This is a genomic window from Dyadobacter sp. OTU695, from assembly GCF_038440355.1.
In the GTDB taxonomy this organism is placed as follows: Bacteria; Bacteroidota; Bacteroidia; order Cytophagales; family Spirosomataceae; genus Dyadobacter.
In genome coordinates this window covers 78,257-95,204 of sequence record NZ_JASATN010000021.1, presented here as the reverse complement: position 1 = coordinate 95,204, position 16,948 = coordinate 78,257, and the positions used below count along the sequence as shown (strand labels likewise).

The 16,948-nt window shown below is 48.5% G+C and carries 12 protein-coding genes and 2 tRNA genes; 3 read left to right on the top strand and 11 right to left on the bottom strand.

Annotation, left to right across the window (positions count from 1 at the left end; translation table 11 throughout):
- Window positions 1-71: 71 nt before the first annotated feature.
- The 6 genes from AAHB90_RS27370 to AAHB90_RS27345 form a co-directional block, all read right to left on the bottom strand.
- On the bottom strand, window positions 72-842 hold the full coding sequence (locus AAHB90_RS27370; protein WP_342088436.1) for an isocitrate lyase/PEP mutase family protein: 771 nt from the start codon (window positions 840-842) through the stop codon (window positions 72-74).
- 94 nt (window positions 843-936) lie between these two features.
- Window positions 937-1,749 carry a helix-turn-helix domain-containing protein gene (locus AAHB90_RS27365; protein WP_342088434.1) on the bottom strand — a complete coding sequence of 271 codons (813 nt, stop codon included), beginning with the start codon at window positions 1,747-1,749 and terminating at the stop codon, window positions 937-939.
- A 184-nt stretch (window positions 1,750-1,933) separates the two neighbouring features.
- Window positions 1,934-3,472 carry an FAD-dependent monooxygenase gene (locus tag AAHB90_RS27360; RefSeq protein WP_342088432.1) on the bottom strand — a complete coding sequence of 513 codons (1,539 nt, stop codon included), beginning with the start codon at window positions 3,470-3,472 and terminating at the stop codon, window positions 1,934-1,936.
- Between the two features lie 41 nt (window positions 3,473-3,513).
- Window positions 3,514-4,320 carry a helix-turn-helix domain-containing protein gene (locus tag AAHB90_RS27355; RefSeq protein ID WP_342088431.1) on the bottom strand — a complete coding sequence of 269 codons (807 nt, stop codon included), beginning with the start codon at window positions 4,318-4,320 and terminating at the stop codon, window positions 3,514-3,516.
- A gap of 85 nt (window positions 4,321-4,405) precedes the next feature.
- Window positions 4,406-4,491: transfer RNA gene (locus AAHB90_RS27350), tRNA-Leu, on the bottom strand.
- 64 nt (window positions 4,492-4,555) lie between these two features.
- Window positions 4,556-4,628: transfer RNA gene (locus AAHB90_RS27345), tRNA-Gly, on the bottom strand.
- 392 nt (window positions 4,629-5,020) lie between these two features.
- Between AAHB90_RS27345 and AAHB90_RS27340 the strand changes: the two genes are divergently transcribed.
- Both AAHB90_RS27340 and AAHB90_RS27335 read left to right on the top strand, forming a co-directional pair.
- Complete coding sequence (locus tag AAHB90_RS27340) at window positions 5,021-6,094, top strand: TerC/Alx family metal homeostasis membrane protein (RefSeq protein ID WP_342088429.1); 1,074 nt, start codon at window positions 5,021-5,023, stop codon at window positions 6,092-6,094.
- A gap of 25 nt (window positions 6,095-6,119) precedes the next feature.
- Window positions 6,120-10,124: an AAA domain-containing protein gene (locus AAHB90_RS27335; protein WP_342088427.1), complete on the top strand. Its 4,005-nt coding sequence runs from the start codon at window positions 6,120-6,122 to the stop codon at window positions 10,122-10,124.
- On the opposite strand, the gene AAHB90_RS27330 is transcribed toward AAHB90_RS27335, so the two are convergent.
- Complete coding sequence (locus AAHB90_RS27330) at window positions 10,119-10,823, bottom strand: 3-keto-disaccharide hydrolase (protein WP_342088426.1); 705 nt, start codon at window positions 10,821-10,823, stop codon at window positions 10,119-10,121. The genes AAHB90_RS27335 and AAHB90_RS27330 overlap by 6 nt on opposite strands.
- 127 nt (window positions 10,824-10,950) lie before the next feature.
- Here AAHB90_RS27330 and AAHB90_RS27325 point away from each other — a divergent pair, with 127 nt between their 5' ends.
- Window positions 10,951-11,340: an HIT family protein gene (locus AAHB90_RS27325; protein ID WP_342088425.1), complete on the top strand. Its 390-nt coding sequence runs from the start codon at window positions 10,951-10,953 to the stop codon at window positions 11,338-11,340.
- 3 nt (window positions 11,341-11,343) lie between these two features.
- Here AAHB90_RS27325 and AAHB90_RS27320 read toward each other — a convergent pair whose 3' ends face one another.
- The 4 genes from AAHB90_RS27320 to AAHB90_RS27305 form a co-directional block, all read right to left on the bottom strand.
- On the bottom strand, window positions 11,344-12,828 hold the full coding sequence (locus tag AAHB90_RS27320) for a capsule assembly Wzi family protein (RefSeq protein ID WP_342088423.1): 1,485 nt from the start codon (window positions 12,826-12,828) through the stop codon (window positions 11,344-11,346).
- 107 nt (window positions 12,829-12,935) lie between these two features.
- Window positions 12,936-14,378: a capsule assembly Wzi family protein gene (locus AAHB90_RS27315; RefSeq protein WP_342088422.1), complete on the bottom strand. Its 1,443-nt coding sequence runs from the start codon at window positions 14,376-14,378 to the stop codon at window positions 12,936-12,938.
- Between the two features lie 48 nt (window positions 14,379-14,426).
- On the bottom strand, window positions 14,427-15,848 hold the full coding sequence (locus AAHB90_RS27310) for a capsule assembly Wzi family protein (RefSeq protein ID WP_342088420.1): 1,422 nt from the start codon (window positions 15,846-15,848) through the stop codon (window positions 14,427-14,429).
- Window positions 15,849-15,886: 38 nt separating this feature from the next.
- Window positions 15,887-16,888, bottom strand: coding sequence for a sugar transferase (locus AAHB90_RS27305; protein WP_342088419.1), 1,002 nt, complete (start codon window positions 16,886-16,888; stop codon window positions 15,887-15,889).
- Between the last annotated feature and the right edge of the window lie 60 nt (window positions 16,889-16,948).

Below are 16,948 nucleotides of genomic sequence, written 5' to 3'. Positions count from 1 at the left end.
TTCGATTGAAATGTTTTCGAAACTAAACTTTTTCTGTTTTTAGTTTAATCATAAATGCAAATCGCCTGATGCTAGGAAAATAATGGAGCGAAACTTTGCGCTTCGATGATATTCCTTGCCAGCGTGCCCGTTTGCGCAGACATCTTGTTAAATAGAAAAGGCCCCATACTGATCCTTTTGACATTCAGGGATTGCAGCGCATTGAAATCGGGCAACGCGGGCATGCACATAACATTAATGGGGAGGACCGTCTCGCGGGTAATGGTCTCGATATCTTCGGCGCGCACTATACACGGCACGAAAATCCCGTGTATTCCCGTATTTGCATATATGTTAATGCGGCTGATGGTTTCGTCCAGTGCATCAGGCAGGCCCAGCAGGAATGCGTCGGTCCTTACGTTCAGAAATACTTTGATATTTTCCCGGTCCAGCTCTTCCGCGATTTCGGTTAGCAGCTGTTTGAACTCGTCGGCGGGGCGGAGCTGGCGCGAGGGCTTGGCGCGTGTGTCTTCCAAGTTGATCCCGGCAACGCCTGCTTCGTGAAGCATTTTAATATGCTCAATAATACCCGCGGCCGTGTCACCGTATCCGCCTTCAATATCCACCGTGAAAGGGATTTTAACCGTAGCAACAACCCGTTTTGCCACACGCAGAAGTAAATCGAACGGAAGATTTTCCCCATCGTCGTAGCCGAATGCGGCGGCCAGCGCGTGGCTCGAAGTACCGATGGCCTTGTAGCCTGCGGCTTCCATGATATGTGCGCTGTTGACGTCCCAGATGTTGGCGAGCAGGAGTGGTTCTGCTTGTTGATGAAGCTGCAAGAATGTTTCGAATGAACTCATGATCTGATATTTACCTTTGTTTTGAAATGAATTGATGTTACAAAGGTATTTCAGTAATAAGGCCGATAATTGTACAAACCGGAACGTTCCGATTTTAATTGATCAGCATCTGGTTCACCGTCGAAAGATTATTCAGATAGGCGGTGGGAGTGAGTCCCGTAAATGATTTGAAATCCCGGATGAAATGCGATTGGTCGAAATAACCTGCGTCATAGGCAATCGATGTAAGGGGCAATTTGTTTTCACCGATCAGTTTAAGGCTCGTTTTGAAACGGTGGATCTTATCGAACGACTTTGGTGAAAGGCCGGTGTGCTGATACACCAGCTTATGCAGGTGACGGGTTGTAATGCCGTGTGTATCCGCAATGCGGCCAATGTTGTTTTCGGAGGCACCCTGGGTAATGCTGGTCAGAATGTGGCCAACTTTGTGCAATCGCTGCACCTTCTTGGGCGCACGTGTGAGCCGCTCGGTAAAGAATGCATCCAGCAGTGCGATCCGTGCGGTAATGGCTTTGCTTTCGGCCAGTTGAATGTGCAAATCGCTGATATTCTTACCCATAACATCGGCGAGGTCCGAAACCTGATCGTTGAAAATCCCTATTTCATCGTCCAGCAAAAAGGAAGTAGCGTGCGGGAAGAAGCGGACGCCCAGCATCGAATGGGCACCAACGGAGCGGATTTGCAGCGGCCGCGTAACCTGCCCCCATAGCTCGACAGGCGGATTTTTTTCATACTGTCCTTGTTGATATGATTCCCAAATGCCATTGCCGAGGTTAAAAATGATTTCCATATCGCCGCTGGGAAATACGGTATCCTCGTATCCTGCAGCCTCGGATGATTCGAAAAGATAATAATTCCGAATGTAAGGCGCTAGTATTTTCGCAGGCTGGAAATGTTGGAATTCCATAGTTGGGGCGATTTCGGACAACTGTCAGTATCAGCGTTTCTGCTGATATTATATAGCAAATATAAGCGTAATGAGCGATCCTGAATTGTACAAAACGGACTTGTAAATGCGAATAGCATTTTTGCATGTAAGTAACCAAGCGGAACTTGTCTTAAAAGGTGATTTCGGGAGTGTTCCTTTGTAGTCATCTCGTGGTGTTCCAATAATTGTTGAAAACGTGCTTCAAACACAGTCCGGTATCCATTTCATCGTCCGAGGCCCAGCCGACTATTCCGTCCGGTCGTATGAGCAGGGCGCTTAAACCTAGCCGGTCTTTTACATTGCCCGAAATGTATCTGACGCATTCCTGATATTCGCCTGCCAAAGTTTCTAGTAATGCATTTCCCTTAAAATCGAGCAATAAGGCTCTGCCATCATGCATTAACTCGCCGGTTTTAGTACCGTCTTCAAGCTCGAAATCGGGGGCACTGCGGCCAGTAAGCGCATGATCGCCTTCGAGATCGTGGCGGGTATGTATGCCCCAAACCCTTCCTGCAACATAGGTAGCGCCATCGCGGGTATTCATCAGATCGCGGAAAATCGCGTAGAGTGCACGTGCGTGCGGGTTGGGTCGCATGATAGCTACCTGCGCACGTGACCAATCCAGAACCTGCGCGCCAACCGGATAACGTTCGTTGTGGTAGCTGTCCAGCAGACCCTCAGATGCATAATTTCGAATGGCTGCGGCGAGCTTCCAGCCGAGATTCACGGCGTCGCCTATTCCGAGGTTAAGCCCCTGACCGCCCAACGGAGAATGAATATGTGCGGCATCGCCCGCCAGCAGGATTTTGCCATTACGGTAGCTGGTAGCCTGACGGGCCCGGTCCGTCCACGTAGTCGCGACATGCAGCGCATGGATCGTTACGTCGATATTTGAAATGCGGCGTAAAACCTCCTGAATGTGCTCCCGTGTAACGGGATTTTTGGCATTGTGGAATGCGCCGCCATCGAAGTCCTGCATAAGCACGTAACCCGGCTGCGATTGCATGTACATGCCTTCGGGTGTTACGTTGCGACCGGGACGGAGTTTTTCGGGATCGGCAATGTCAAGCAAGGTCGTATAGCCCGTGAACTCCGGTTCGGTACCGGCGAATTCGAAGCCTCCTATTTTGCGGACGATGCTGCGGCTTCCATCGCATCCGACGAGCCATTTTCCTTCAAAAATCTGGCTGCCAGACCAAACCTTTACCCCATTGTCAGTTTGGCGGACGTCGGTGACCGGAAATCCGCGTCTGATTTCTACCCCCAAAGCTTCTGCGCGACGCGTCAGGATTGTTTCCAGCTCTGCAATTTCTGATATCAGGCTAGGTTCCGACGATCCGGGTAGGCGATACTTCCACTGTGTGGTATCGATATTGTCTTCATAAAGCGGAATGCCGGCGAAATGTCCCACCTGGCGTTTAGTGGACTTCCCGGACGTTGTGTTGATGTGCGGATTTTTAAGGCGTTTGTGGATTTCCAATTCTTCAAGCAGACCACGCCGGTGAAGCGCTTCAATAGTAGGCGAGGAGAGCCCGCGGATTCCGAAAGGAAGATTTTTTAATGGCGAATGTGGGTTTTCGGTCTTTTCCAGGATCAGTACTGAACATTTGGCCAGGGCCAGTTCACAGGAAAGAAGCAGTCCGACGGGGCCGGCGCCGGAAATGATCACGTCGGGTTCCGGATGATTTTGTATGACTTTCATAATGGAATGATTGAGCCACAAAATTCACGAATGTGCGCGCCTCAGGCTTGTACAAACGCGACAAAATCATTGTTGACAACCTGTTTCCTTTTTCTGGCGAATGCGGCCGGTGTAGTGCCGCTGTAACGTTTGAATTCCCTGCTCAAATGTGCCTGATCTGTGTAGCCCAGCTCATGTGCAAGACCGACGAGATTGGAATCTGGGTCGAGCCACAATTGATTCCGTACTTGCTCAAAACGTGTTAAGCCGGATACGTTCTTAACGGTAAAACCGGAAGAGTGCTTGAACTTCCTTTCCAACGTGCGGGTCGTCGTATGGGCCGCCGCCGCGACTTGGCTCACCGGAATGGTTCCGTTAGCCTCCCGTATTGCATGCCCGGCTTTGAACAGCATACTGTCGATCGCGACCTGCGACCGGACATGCAGGAAATATTGCTTTACCGCGGTCAACACGTCATGGATCCTGCCGGCATTCATGAGGCTATGTAACAGGGGTTGGAGATTCGCAACAGGATGTTCAAACAAATATACTCCGCCTGGCCCTGAAGGCAGTCCAAGCAGATCAAACACCGTCCACGGAAAGCATCTGACGCCAATAATCTCTAAACGGTTTTTCGAGCGAAAAACTGCAGGCCGATTGAGCAGTCCCATTATAAATGGCGAAGGCAAATACTGCGGCAGGCCATCGTGCGCAATGCGGGAAAGAGTTCCGAAGTAAAAGATAATTTCGGCATAACCATCCGGCGCCACCTCGAACTCGGATTCCTGATCCCCGAAATCGCGTCGTTCATACCAAAAGCACTTGATAGTGTCCCGAAGAGCCTCGGGTGATTCAAATTCCTGATGCATTTTGCAAGATAGTGTATTTGAATGCAGGTGTTGCGGAAACAAAAAAGCAGTCACAAACCAGAGTTTGTAACTGCTTGTAAATCAGTACCGGGGACGGGAATCGAACCCGTACGGGCGTTTCGGCCCACAGGATTTTAAGTCCTGCGTGTCTACCAGTTCCACCACCCCGGCAAAGCCAGGTACCGGTACCAGTGAAGAGAAAAAAAGCACCGTCTCCGGTGCTTTGTTCTCTCTGAGCGAAAGACGGGGTTCGAACCCGCGACCTCGACCTTGGCAAGGTCGCGCTCTACCAGCTGAGCTACTTTCGCATATTTTGCATAACCGTTGTCGATTATTGTGGTGCAAATGTAGGGATGTCTGCTATTTGACGCAAGTTTTTGGGAAAAATATTTAGTAAAAAAATCTCACAAAAACATTAACAAATTGTAAATCAATTGGTCTGGGTCCGGAAAAAAAATGATCAAAAAGAGGGTGCAGGAAGCGATTCAGGCCATTTTGCCTTTTAATGTATTCATCCTCGGGAAACACCTGTAAGGCGCTGTCCATTTACCGCCTGTCAGTTTTCGCCTATCCACTTCATATTTTGCTTACCTTTGCCTCCTTTAACCCGTATAGGCTGGGACTTGCCCGGGCACTCCCGCCGGAATGGTCCGGTTTTTGTGATAGCCCCGCCTTTATTCAAAACTAAATTTGCTTGTTCATGTTTTCCAACGAAGTGCTGTTTTTTGGAGGTTTTATTCTGGTAATCAGTGTCATGCTGCTTTTAGATCTGGGCGTTTTTAACAAAAAGGACCATGTGGTCAAGTTTGGTGAAGCGGCAGCCTGGACCATCGCATGGATAGCGCTGGCGCTGGCATTTTACCTGGTCATTAATACGCACGGCGACCTGGTACATGGAATGGACAACTACGGCGAGCTTGAAGCGATTAAAAACAAGTACGCGCCACATTTAAAGCTCATACCCGGCGATTTTCAGGAAAGCCTTGAAATCTACCGGAAAAACATGTCGCTCGAATTCATTACCGGTTATTTGCTGGAATATGCGCTGTCGGTAGACAATATTTTCGTCATAATCCTGATCTTCTCGTCGTTTGGCGTGCGCGCCAAATATTTCAAGAAGGTGCTTTTCTGGGGCGTCTTGGGCGCGATCATCATGCGCTTTGTCTTCATATTCGTGGGCTCGGCGCTTATGCAGCGTTTCGAATGGATCATCTATATCTTCGGTCTGTTGCTGGTGTATCAGGGTGGTAAGATATTCTTTGAAGGCGGAGAAGAAGAGAAGATCGACCCTGCGAAACATCCTGTTGTGAAATTCGCTTCCAAATACCTGCCCGTGTTCCCGCGTTACGTGCACGAGCATTTCTTCGTACTTAAGAAAGGCAAATGGCTCGTTACGCCGCTCTTTGTAGTAGTCCTGATTGTTGAATTTACCGACCTTATTTTCGCAGTGGATTCGGTGCCGGCGGTATTTTCCGTTACCAAAGATCCGTATGTGGTTTTCTTTTCTAACATCTTCGCCATCATGGGACTGCGGTCGATGTTCTTCTTTCTGAGCAATATTATGGGGCTTTTCCGCTTCCTCAAATACGGTTTGGGCGTTCTGCTGGTTTTTATAGGCGGGAAAATGCTCGCACACCATTACCTCGAATCCATCGGGTTCAAAACGGTGTATTCGCTGTACGTGATTATCGGTATTTTGGCGGTGAGCATTCTGGCATCGGTCGTCGTTCCTGAAAAAAAGGAGGTCGAGGACGAGGTACTATCCAATAGTTAGGCATCGGGCAGCGTTTTGAGTACCTATGAGCCGGATTCTTAAAGCCTATCTAAAACGACTTACCAATCTTAGCACGCGCAACAAGTCGCTGTTACTCACAAGCTTGTCTGCCGAGCAGTTCCTGGATTTCCATGACCTGGATTTCCTGCTGTCAAAGTCTTCTGTCGATGTGCTGAAACAGGTAGTCCAGGGGCATAACCGGGTAGCGTTGTGCGATGTGGCTGATCCACGTTTCGAGAAGGTAAATGAGGCTAGCAAACGGTTGCGTAAAATAGCCCGTACCGAGCGGTTTATTGAGGAGGAAAGAGGTTCGCGCGACCTGTATATAGGCTATCCGTTCGTGAAAGGGAAGCTTTCCGATGGCACACCTATCCACGCTCCGCTACTGTTTTTTCCCGTGACGTTACGTTTGGACCGGGAACAATGGTGCATTATTGGGCGCGACGACAGTAATGTTGCTTTAAATCAAAGTTTTGCGCTGGCTTACGGGCATTTCAATGAGGCAAAAATTCCTGACGAAATCCTTGAAAAGTCGTTCGAAGATTTTCCCAATGACTTCCTCGAATTCAGGACGCAGCTTTACGAATGGCTGAAAACAACTCCATTCAAAATCAATTTTAATCAGGCACTTTTTGAAGATAAACTCATTGCTTTCAGCGGTGAAAAAAGCTCGGATATTGTTGCAAATGAGCGCAATGGAGAACTGAAACTTTACCCGGAGGCTGTTCTGGGCATTTTCCCCCAGGCAGGTTCCTATCTCGTTCCGGATTATAACAGGCTCCTGGACCTGGGAGAGGAGGAAGGATTCAGGATTCCACTGATCGATTTTACTGATGAAATCGACGGCGAGCGTGAGGATTTGGCCAACCTGCGCGAATTGCCGTCAGCTGAAAACCGCCCGTCGAGGGAAGAAGAGGTACTGACTCCGTTTCCGGTTGACGAGTCGCAGGAAGAGATCATTCTGGCGGTAAAATCCGGTCGTTCGGTTGTGGTGCAGGGGCCACCGGGAAGCGGCAAGTCTCAGCTGATCTGTAACCTGATCGCCGATTTTACTTCGAAAGGAAAGCGTGTTCTGTTGGTATGCCAAAAGCGGGCGGCATTGGACGTGGTTTACCAACGTCTGGCGACCACGGGTATGAAGGATTTTACAGGCCTGATCCACGATTTTAAAAACGACCGTTCCGCGCTTTACAGCCAGATCGCTTCTCAAATCGAGAAAGTGGAGGCATACCGACAGCAAAATTACAGTCTCGACTCAGTGTTCCTGGAAAGACAATTTACCCAGGAAAGTCGCGCGATTGACAAAACAGTTTCCGAGCTGGATAGTTTTCGCTCCGCATTGTTCGATGAAACCGAGAGCGGAGTTAGCATCAAAGAACTTTACCTCACGAGCGATCCGCAGGCGCCGCATACCGATATGCGACCCTATTACCGGCAATTCAGGATCGATAACTGGGATGGCTTCAAAAGGCATCTGAAAACCCATTCCGATTATGCCTTCCTGATCCACCGTGAACATCCCTGGCGAAAACGCCGGAGTTTCGCTGCATTTGGAATGGCGGAGTTGCGGACTATGGAAAGTATGTTGTCGGAATGGCCTGCTGCATTTGAAAAGCAGACCCGTGGTTTTGAGGAAATAGCGGGTGTTTCCTTCGATAAGGCGTTCCTTCTCAACCGACAGGAAATCGTAGAGCGGCTGACCGATATCACAGAGCTGATCTCTGATGAAGCTGCGTGGAAATTGGCGAAAAAGTACTGCGACGCACCTGCAAACGCGCACGAGCGGCTCGCACTGGTGCGTCAGGCGGTGGATGTGATGGAGGGTTTTATGGCCGAGGGCGGCATTGAAATGTCATTGCCGGCGCAGCAGCTGAATGCATTTGAATTAATGCTAAAAAAGTCGCTCGAAACGAAGCAGTCGGCCGTTTCGGGTTTTTTCTGGGATGTTTTTAGTAAAGAAAAGAAAGAAATAGAGCGGGTGGCGACGGCCAATGGCCTCACCGTTTCCCTTGAACATCTGATACGCCTTGAAGAGCGTCTGAGGAACCGTCGGCAGTTGGAGTCCTGGATGCAAAATGCAAGCCTGGGTTTTGATCCGGCATTTATCGACGATTTTTCAGAGGATCGCGCCGGGGAGTATTTGTCGTTTTTCAGATCTGCGGAGCGCGCGGCGGACGCGGTGGTGCGTATGAATGCTGGCGTGTGGACGAAGGTTTTGCATGAAATCGTTAAAACCAATAGCCAGGTCGGCCGCTTTACCGAAACCATTCAAAACCTAAAACAATGGCTGCAAGTATGGGACCGCATGGAGAAGGCGATGCTGCCCTACCTGTTGCCGGAGCAGATTGCCACGCTGATCGAAGATCCTACTGGGTACAACGTAGTGTTGCTGGATGCTTTGCGTGATGAGTTCGACTCCCTCGTCGATATGGACCGTTTATGGGACGAAATGACGGAATCGCAACGCGGTGCCACGCAGGCAACGCTGGCAAAAGGTGCAGAACTCGGCTTTTCCCACGCGAACGAGGTCCTTAGCCTATTTGAAAATAGTATTAAACTGGCCTGGATAGAGCATATCGAGACTAAATATCCCGCACTGCGATCGGTCACTTCGCTAAAAATGAAGCAATGGGAAGACCAGGTACAGGGAAGCATTGCATTAAAACAAAAACTGAGTGCGGATATCGCGAGCATCAAATTGCGGGAGGCGACTTATGAGGATGTCGAGAAGAACCGGCTGGGGAATCGTGTGACGTATCGCGAGCTGGCACACCAGGTGACCAAAAAGCGGAGAATCTGGCCGATCCGGAAATTGCTGGAAAACTACGCCGACGAGGTATTTGCCCTCATTCCTTGCTGGATGGCTTCCCCCGAAGCGGTCTCGGCCATTTTTCCGATGGAAAGCGGCTTGTTCGATCTGGTGATTTTCGATGAGGCTTCGCAATGCTATGCAGAATATAGTCTTCCGGCTGCATTCAGAGGGAAGCAGTGGGTTGTTACCGGGGATAGCAAACAGCTTTCGCCAAGCGACCTTTATAGGGTAAGGTTCGAGGACAGGACGGAAGATGAAGAATATTCCGCAGCAATTGAAATCGAGTCTTTGCTGGATCTTGCGGGTCAGTCGCTGGATCACTACCAGCTGACTGGCCATTACAGGAGCCTTTCCCTGGATCTGATTGATTTTTCAAATAGAAATTTTTACAAAAAGAGCCTGAAACTCCTGCCGGATTTCAATAAGATCAATGACCGAGAGCCTGGTATTCAATATATTAAAACGGAGGGCGTCTGGAAGAACAATACCAATGTAATTGAGGTGGAAGAAGTATTGCGGCTTATTCGAGAGCTTGCCGGAAGTGGCAGAAGCATTGGTGTGGTGACGTTCAATTTTTACCAGCAAGCCGCCATCCAGGATGCACTGGATAAAGAAATTGCGTTGCCGGAAAGTCTTTTCGTGAAGAATATTGAAAACGTGCAAGGCGATGAGCGTGACATTATCATCTTCTCAATGGGCTATGCTCCGGACGAGAAGGGACGGATCTCCATGCAATTCGGTACACTGAATATGCAGGGCGGCGAAAACCGCTTGAATGTAGCCATTACAAGGGCGCGGGAGAAGATTTACTTTGTTACCAGCCTTTGGCCCTCGCAGCTTCAAACCGAGCAAACCGCCAATGAAGGCCCTAAATTGCTCAGGGCTTACATGGATTACGCATTACAGGTTTCTGATGGCAAATACGAGCCTGCGCCGCTTGCTACCGGGCAGTTCCGTTCCGACTGGCTGTTGAAAGAGCGGTTGGTGCGGCAGAATCCCTCATTTGAGAAAGAGCTTCCATTCGGGGACATTACCGTAAAAGAAGAAGGGACCTACAAGGGTTTGGTGCTTACGGACGACGATCTTTACCATTACAGCAAGTCGTCCAAAGAGCCTCACGCTTATCTGCCCCTTCTGTTGCGACTGAAAAACTGGCCGTTCAGGCGCGTTTACAGTCGCGAATATTGGTCGGGAAACCTTAAAGACGGTTTATTATAGTTCCTTGATGCGGATATTGCGGTAAGAAACTTTGTCGCCGTGGTCTTGCAATGCGATTTTCCCTTTGGAAGAAGCGCCAAAACCCTGCCAGGTTTTGAACTTGCTGTTGGCAACTAGCTTGTCCCATTCAGCACCCTGAGTAGGGAACTCAACCAGTTTTTTGCCGTTCAGCCAGCTTTCGCCTTTGCCGCCTTTGATGACAATGCGGGCCTTGTTCCATTCTCCCGCAGGTTTAACAGCGGTGAAATCGGAAGGGGGGAGCATATCATATAGTGAGCCTGCCTTGTGGTTACCATCCTTACCTGCTTTCGCGTCAGGGTGTTTCACATCGTCGAGCACCTGGATTTCCGGGCCGGTGGAGTAGGGGCAGCAGTATTTTTTATCTTCAATCACATGGTAGATGATCCCGCTGTTACCACCTTCGGCGATCTTCCATTCCAGTTCGAGTTCAAAATCGCCGTATTCCTTGTCGGTAACGAGGTCTTTGCCACCTTTTTCGGCGAGAACTACCGCACCGTCTTCTATTTTCCATTGTGGCAGAACTTTGTCCTGTTGCCAGCTATGCCAGCCGTTCAGGCTTTTTCCGTCGAAAAGGGTTACCCATTTTCCTTTTTGAGCTTCCGCATCATTTGAAAAGGCCAGGGCAGCCAGGGCGATAACGGATGCTTTTCCGAAAGCCTTCCATTTTGTAAAATTCATGTTTCGCTTGTTAAAGTTTTAGGTCACAATATTAAGTACTTTTTGAGTTTTCAAGGCCATATTTGGATCGAAAGTTGGTGGCTCCTATTTTTGGGAGTAGTTCAAAATAATCCGACATCCTATCCACATGGCATCTATATTTTCAAGAATCGTAGCGGGAGAGATCCCTTGTCATAAAATCGCTGAAACAGAAGATTTTCTCGCGTTTCTGGATGCATTCCCTATTGCCAAAGGACATACACTGGTGATCCCGAAGAAAGAAGTGGATTACCTGTTCGATCTCGACGACAAGCTGTACACCGGTCTTTTCGAGTTTGCGAAAAGCATTGTTCCTGCATTGGAAAAAACGGTACCCTGCCTGCGCATCGGTGTAAGTGTGATAGGCCTCGAAGTACCTCATGCGCATGTTCATTTGCTCCCCCTGAACAGTATGGCGGATGCCGATTTCAGCAAAAAAATAAAAACGTCGCAAGAAGAACTCGCGACGCTGGCTGAAAAGATCAAAAGTAATTTATAAGGCTCAGTAAAACGAAAAGTCTTTTCGCACACCCAGCATGAAACCGTAAGTTTTGCGGTACAAATCGCCGATATCTGCTGCGTAGGCACCTTTTACGGTCAGACCGCCGAGGACATCGAGTTTGGATTGCATCAGGAGCATTCCGGAGAACTGCCTGGGTGAGCCGATGAACGGTTCGAGGTATGCGCCGCTGTTCTCCGAAAAGGAGAATTTGCCCAGCCATTCAATTTTTCTGAATAATGTGCCTTTCAGGCCCAAATGAAACATCATCACACGGTTATTGCTCGTGAAGTTGTCGGCATAATTGGGCCATTTCCATCTGGTTTGCGAAGTAGGCGGAATGAATGGCGTTCCGATCGTCCGGTCGAAATAGCCCCAGCCATCGCGGACCTGCTGATTGTTGAAATAGTTGTCGTGCCCTCTTTTATTCGGGTCTCCAATGACAAAATCATTACCGCCCTGGTTTTTCGTATAGAGCATTTCCAGTACAGCTTCATTGATTTCAAAAAGGGCTCCATATGAATTTTTTCGCTTGATCCGCGCACCATATAGCCCGTCGTTGAGCGTCGTCAAATAGAAAAGCGACCCATCTTCATATACGAACTGCTTGTAAAGCAAAATACTCGTTTCATAGGTTTCAATCTCCATGGCTACGTCAATCGAACCGAGGTGGTTCCCGATTCGACTGGTACTATCGAAGTATGTAATATCCTCGCCGCTACCGCCGACAGAACCAATAACTGCATTGATGTAGTTTTTAAAGCCGCTAGGCATCTGCAAGGTCTCACCGTTAACCCCCAGGTTCTTTTTGAGTTTTCCACCCCATTGCACCTGATGGTTGAAGCCCCCGTAAAGTTTCAGCAGCGAATGAGGTTTCCCGATGCGTAAGTAGAGTGCTTTCTGGTGGAATTTTAAATTCTGCGTAATAGGCCTGTTATTTTCAAATAGTCCGTCGGAGTAAAATGCCTGAAAAGAAACCCATCCTTTTGTTAAGGGCACCGGCACAAACCGCATGGTTCCTAAATAGATTTTCGGGATAGGCAATGCATTTCCCGACCAGGCATAGGAGCCGGAGCCAATGGTGGAATCGGCGAGGCCCAGTGCCTGCTTTTTCCGGCCGACATAGAGTTCCCAGTTTTTATATCGCAGCGTTGCATGCACCTGCGGAAGAAGAAAATTTTTGGTCTGAACAAAATTCCCCACTGCTTCCACACCTGCACCAACACGCCATTCGTTGCGCGTTTTGTTCTCCGATATCGTCCAGTAATGCTCCAATCCTGCTCGTGCGCTAAGGTTCGGGCCAGTTTTCGGGACGATCCCGTATTGATTCGACTGGATCCAGAACGGCGTGTACCCGTTGGTGCTGCCCATCCCGACGAATTCTACAAAATTGGTGGTAGAGTCTGTGTAAATAACAGGTTCCTTGATCTCAGATTGGGAAAAGCCAAGGAAGGGCACCGTTAATAATATGAATAGAATAAATCTCATAGGTGTGCCCTCACGCGTTGTCCATAATGTGTATAATAGCCAACAAAAATAAGTATAACTTTTCTATTATCATATTGAACATATACGTCTCTTGCTCGCTAAACGGATTAATCCAGGAAGCCTGTTTTACGCAACCCTATTGCTAATCCGTAAGTGTTTGGATACAGCTTGCCAATATCCGATGATAATGCCGAATAAACACTGCATCCTTTCAAGATATTTAAGTTTTTTTCAACTCCCAGCCATAATGAGACTTGCTGCCTGACATCCTCAAATGGTGTAAGGAACGAGCCTGAATTCCGCGAATAAGTGCCGCGGAACGATAGATTTAAATTTAGCCAGCTGGCAGTTACACCTGTATGAAACGCCCAAAAGCGATTATTATTTGTGAATTCCGAATTATTGCGCGGCAAATTGGCGTCGGTTGAGGGCGATGGGGGGGCTAATGGTGTGCCGATGCCCGAACCGTAATAGGACCAGCCTCGTTGGTATACGTAGCTGTTGAAATAATTAGCCCTTTCGAATAATACAAGTTCCGATATCGGATAAAGGTTGGTCTGGTTACGTGTTCCGATTACTTCCAGGAGAAATGAATGGAATGCAAAATAAGAAGAGCCTTTCGGAAGTGGTTTCGTGCGTTTAACGCTTAATCCGTTCAGTCCATCCTCAAAATTGCTGACCTTGAAAAGGGAGCCGGTTTCATAAATGTTCTGCCGGTATAGGAAGAAATTCCAATCTTTCCCATGCCATTCGCCACCCACATCGAACGTACCGAAATGGTTTCCGACTTTCTTGTAATCAAGGGTTTTGCCTGAAATGGTGTACCAGTAGGCTTTCAGCATATCGAGGCGGTAGAGAGGCATCGTTTCTTTCTCACCACCCCAAATGGCCTGATGGTTGGCTCCGAGGTATATGCGGTAACGGTTCGATTTGTTGCCGAGGCGGAAATAGAGCTGCTTTTGATGTAAATAGGTGTCGGGAATACGGGTGACGCTGCCATAATTGATCCCGCTGGCCCCCAGGTATCCGTCGGAGTAGCTAAACTTTATTGAAACGAAATTGTTGGTAAAATAAAGCGGCCAATAATCAGGAACGGATATCTGTATCCTTGGATATGGTCTTGCGTTGCCGGCCATGGCGAGTGAACCGGAGGAAAGCGTCGTGTCGACGAGCCCGGCGGTCATTCTTTTCTGCCCGGCAAGAATTTCCACTTTGCCGATTTTCAATGCGGCATATAAATCTGAGAGGAACACATTCTCCGATTTTCCGTAGCTGGCAATACCCTGCACGCCGGCGCTCCATTGAAGCAGCCGGGGGTTATGAGGATTGTACACTTTATATATCCCGGCGTCGATAATGCCGAAATTGCCGTTCAGCGGGATGCTGCCGTATTGGTTGGCATGTTGCCAAAACGGAGTCTGGGCCGTTGCTCCGGCTGCCGTTACCGACGCTTTATAGTATACTGTTGAGTCCTGGGCTTGTAATTCAAAGACGATGAGCAATAGATAAAGGGTCAGGCAAACTCGTATCAGGGAAATGGGGAACGACATTAGTAAAGCGAAAAGTTGGTCAGCCGTGGTTATGTTAAAAATTTAAAGTTACCAGATTAAGCCGGATTTCCTCCAACTGACCATTACTGCCATATTCTGCGTATATAGATGGCCGAAATCAGAGGCTATATTTAAACCGAAAATATCATTTTTTGCGCTCAGAAGAGGCGCTTCGACTCTGAGCAAAAGAGATGTCTGCTTGGCCAGTGGCCGGATCGGGGAGTCGTATGTACCCGAGTTTTGAGAAAAGCTTCCTTTCAGCAGAAAATTCAACTTTTTCCAGGATGCCTCCGCACCGAGGTGATAGGCGATGACCATGTTGTTGGCGGTGAAAAGCGTCCCCATGGTGAAGAGGTTGTCACGCGTGGTTGTCTGAGGCGCGATCATCGGGGTCCCAAGGCTTCTTCCGCGGTACGACCAGCCCTGGTTGTAAACGTAGTGATTGAAGTAGTTATCCTTGCCGAAAACGCCGTTTAAGTAATCGAATATCGCCCCGCCCTGATTTTTTGTGTAGAGAAATTCGAATAGCAGGGTGTTGAAGCGGAATGCCGGCGTGTTTTCGCTTTTTTGTCTCCTTTTGAACCTTAGCCCGCTCAAACCGTCCGAAACAGTGGAGAGGTTGCTAAGCGAGCCATCTTCGTAAATCGTTTGGCGGTACAGAAAAATATCCCATCGTTTTCCTTTCCATTCAGCAGCTAGGTCGATCGTCCCGAAATGATTGCCTACCCGGCTACTACTCCATGGTTTCCCGAAGACTACATACTCATAGGCTTTCGACCTCTTGAGACCGCCCGTAAAAATCTTGTCCTCGCCCCCCCACATTGCCTGATGATTGAACCCCCCGAACAAATTGAGGCGATGGCTGCGCTTGCCCAATTTCAGGTAGAGGGATTTTTGATGAAGATAAACATCGGGGACGCTGGTTGTGTTGCCATAATGCACTGCTGCAGAGCCGAGAAGCCCGTCTCCGTAAGAAAACTTGAAGGAAAAGATATCGTTACCGGGAATCAGGTTTACGAAATTGGGCGTAGAGAGCTGGATCTTTGGATAGGGGCGGTAGTTCGGGGACATGGCAATAGGTCCCATCGTGAGAAGGCTATCTCCCAGGCCCATGAATTCCTTCCGCTGACCAATGGAAAGCTCAACGGGGCCTGCTTTGCCGGCAATGAACAAATCCGTAAAGAATGCGTCCGATTTCTTGCCGGCATAACCTATCAGCTCGGCTCCTCCCGACCATTGCAGAAAACGGGGATTGTTTCTATTATAAACGTGATGGAAACTGGCAGTACCTTGCACAAAAGAGCCTTTCATAGGCCGTGCCGCATACTGATTGGCATGCAGCCAGAGCGGTACACCCGCTGTCGAACCCGCCGCGTTGATTTCGGCAGAATAAAAAAAGGTAGAATCCTGTGAGTAACTTTCAGCGGAAAGTGCTGCCGATAACAGCAGCACATAAATGAATTTCCTCATTCCAGGACTATTAAGAATTCTACGAGGTGTCAGAGGGATTACCTGCCCTTTTTGCCGAAAATGACCACGGCTGTCAGGAGTATAATTTTCAATTCCAGGAACAAATTCCAGTTCTTGATATAATACAGGTCATACATGAGCTTGTGGCGCGCATCGTATACGCCTGCCCCGTACGAATACATTACCTGCGCGTAACCCGTAATGCCTGGCTTGATATTGTGGCGAAGGTTATAGTAGGGAATGATCTCGTCGAACGTTTCAGTGAAAACCGGACGTTCCGGACGTGGGCCGATCAGAGATAGGTCACGTCTGAAAATATTGATGATCTGAGGCAGTTCGTCGATCCGCGTGAGGCGCATGAAAGAGCCGTATGAAAATATCCGTGAATCGTTCTTCTTCGAAAACGAGGCCCCGTTTTGTTCTGCGTCCAACCGCATCGAACGGAATTTGATACAGTTGAAAGACTTGTTGTTCATCCCCACACGTTCCTGAAAGTAGAATACCGGGCCGGGCGATTCAAACTTGATGCGGAAATAGCTGAGTATCCAGAGCGGGAACGTAAGCAGGAATAATATGATCGAAATCGTTATGTCGATGATTTTCTTGGGATAACGTACCCTCCTGCCGAATGTAGGGATTGTGAGAAGATTTGGATTGATTTCCGTGACATCGTCGGGGATATATACCTTTTTAAGGTCTCTCTCACAAAAATCGTAAACGGTGGTGATTCGTATCGATTTGTTTTTTCGGACAACCAGTTCGTAGATTACCCTGTTACGGCGGTCATAATGTGGATTGGTGACCAGGTGTATTTTTTCGAACCTGTCGAGCAGTGGCCTTACCGTGTGGTTGAGAAGATAATCGTCATTATCTGAATGTGGGATCAGGATAATCTCCCTGTATCTTTTTAGGAGCAGAGCCAGGTCGTGTTTTTGAAGAAAGTAGTCGTAGCTGGTGACAATCAGGACTTCTTCCGAAACGGCGTTTTTGCTTAGAAGCCGGTGAATGTATTTGCGGTCAGATACGTAAGTGTTGCCCATATGTGTGTATTTTATGAACTAGAAAATAGTGTGATTGCAGGATACGCGTGTGTCAAGCTA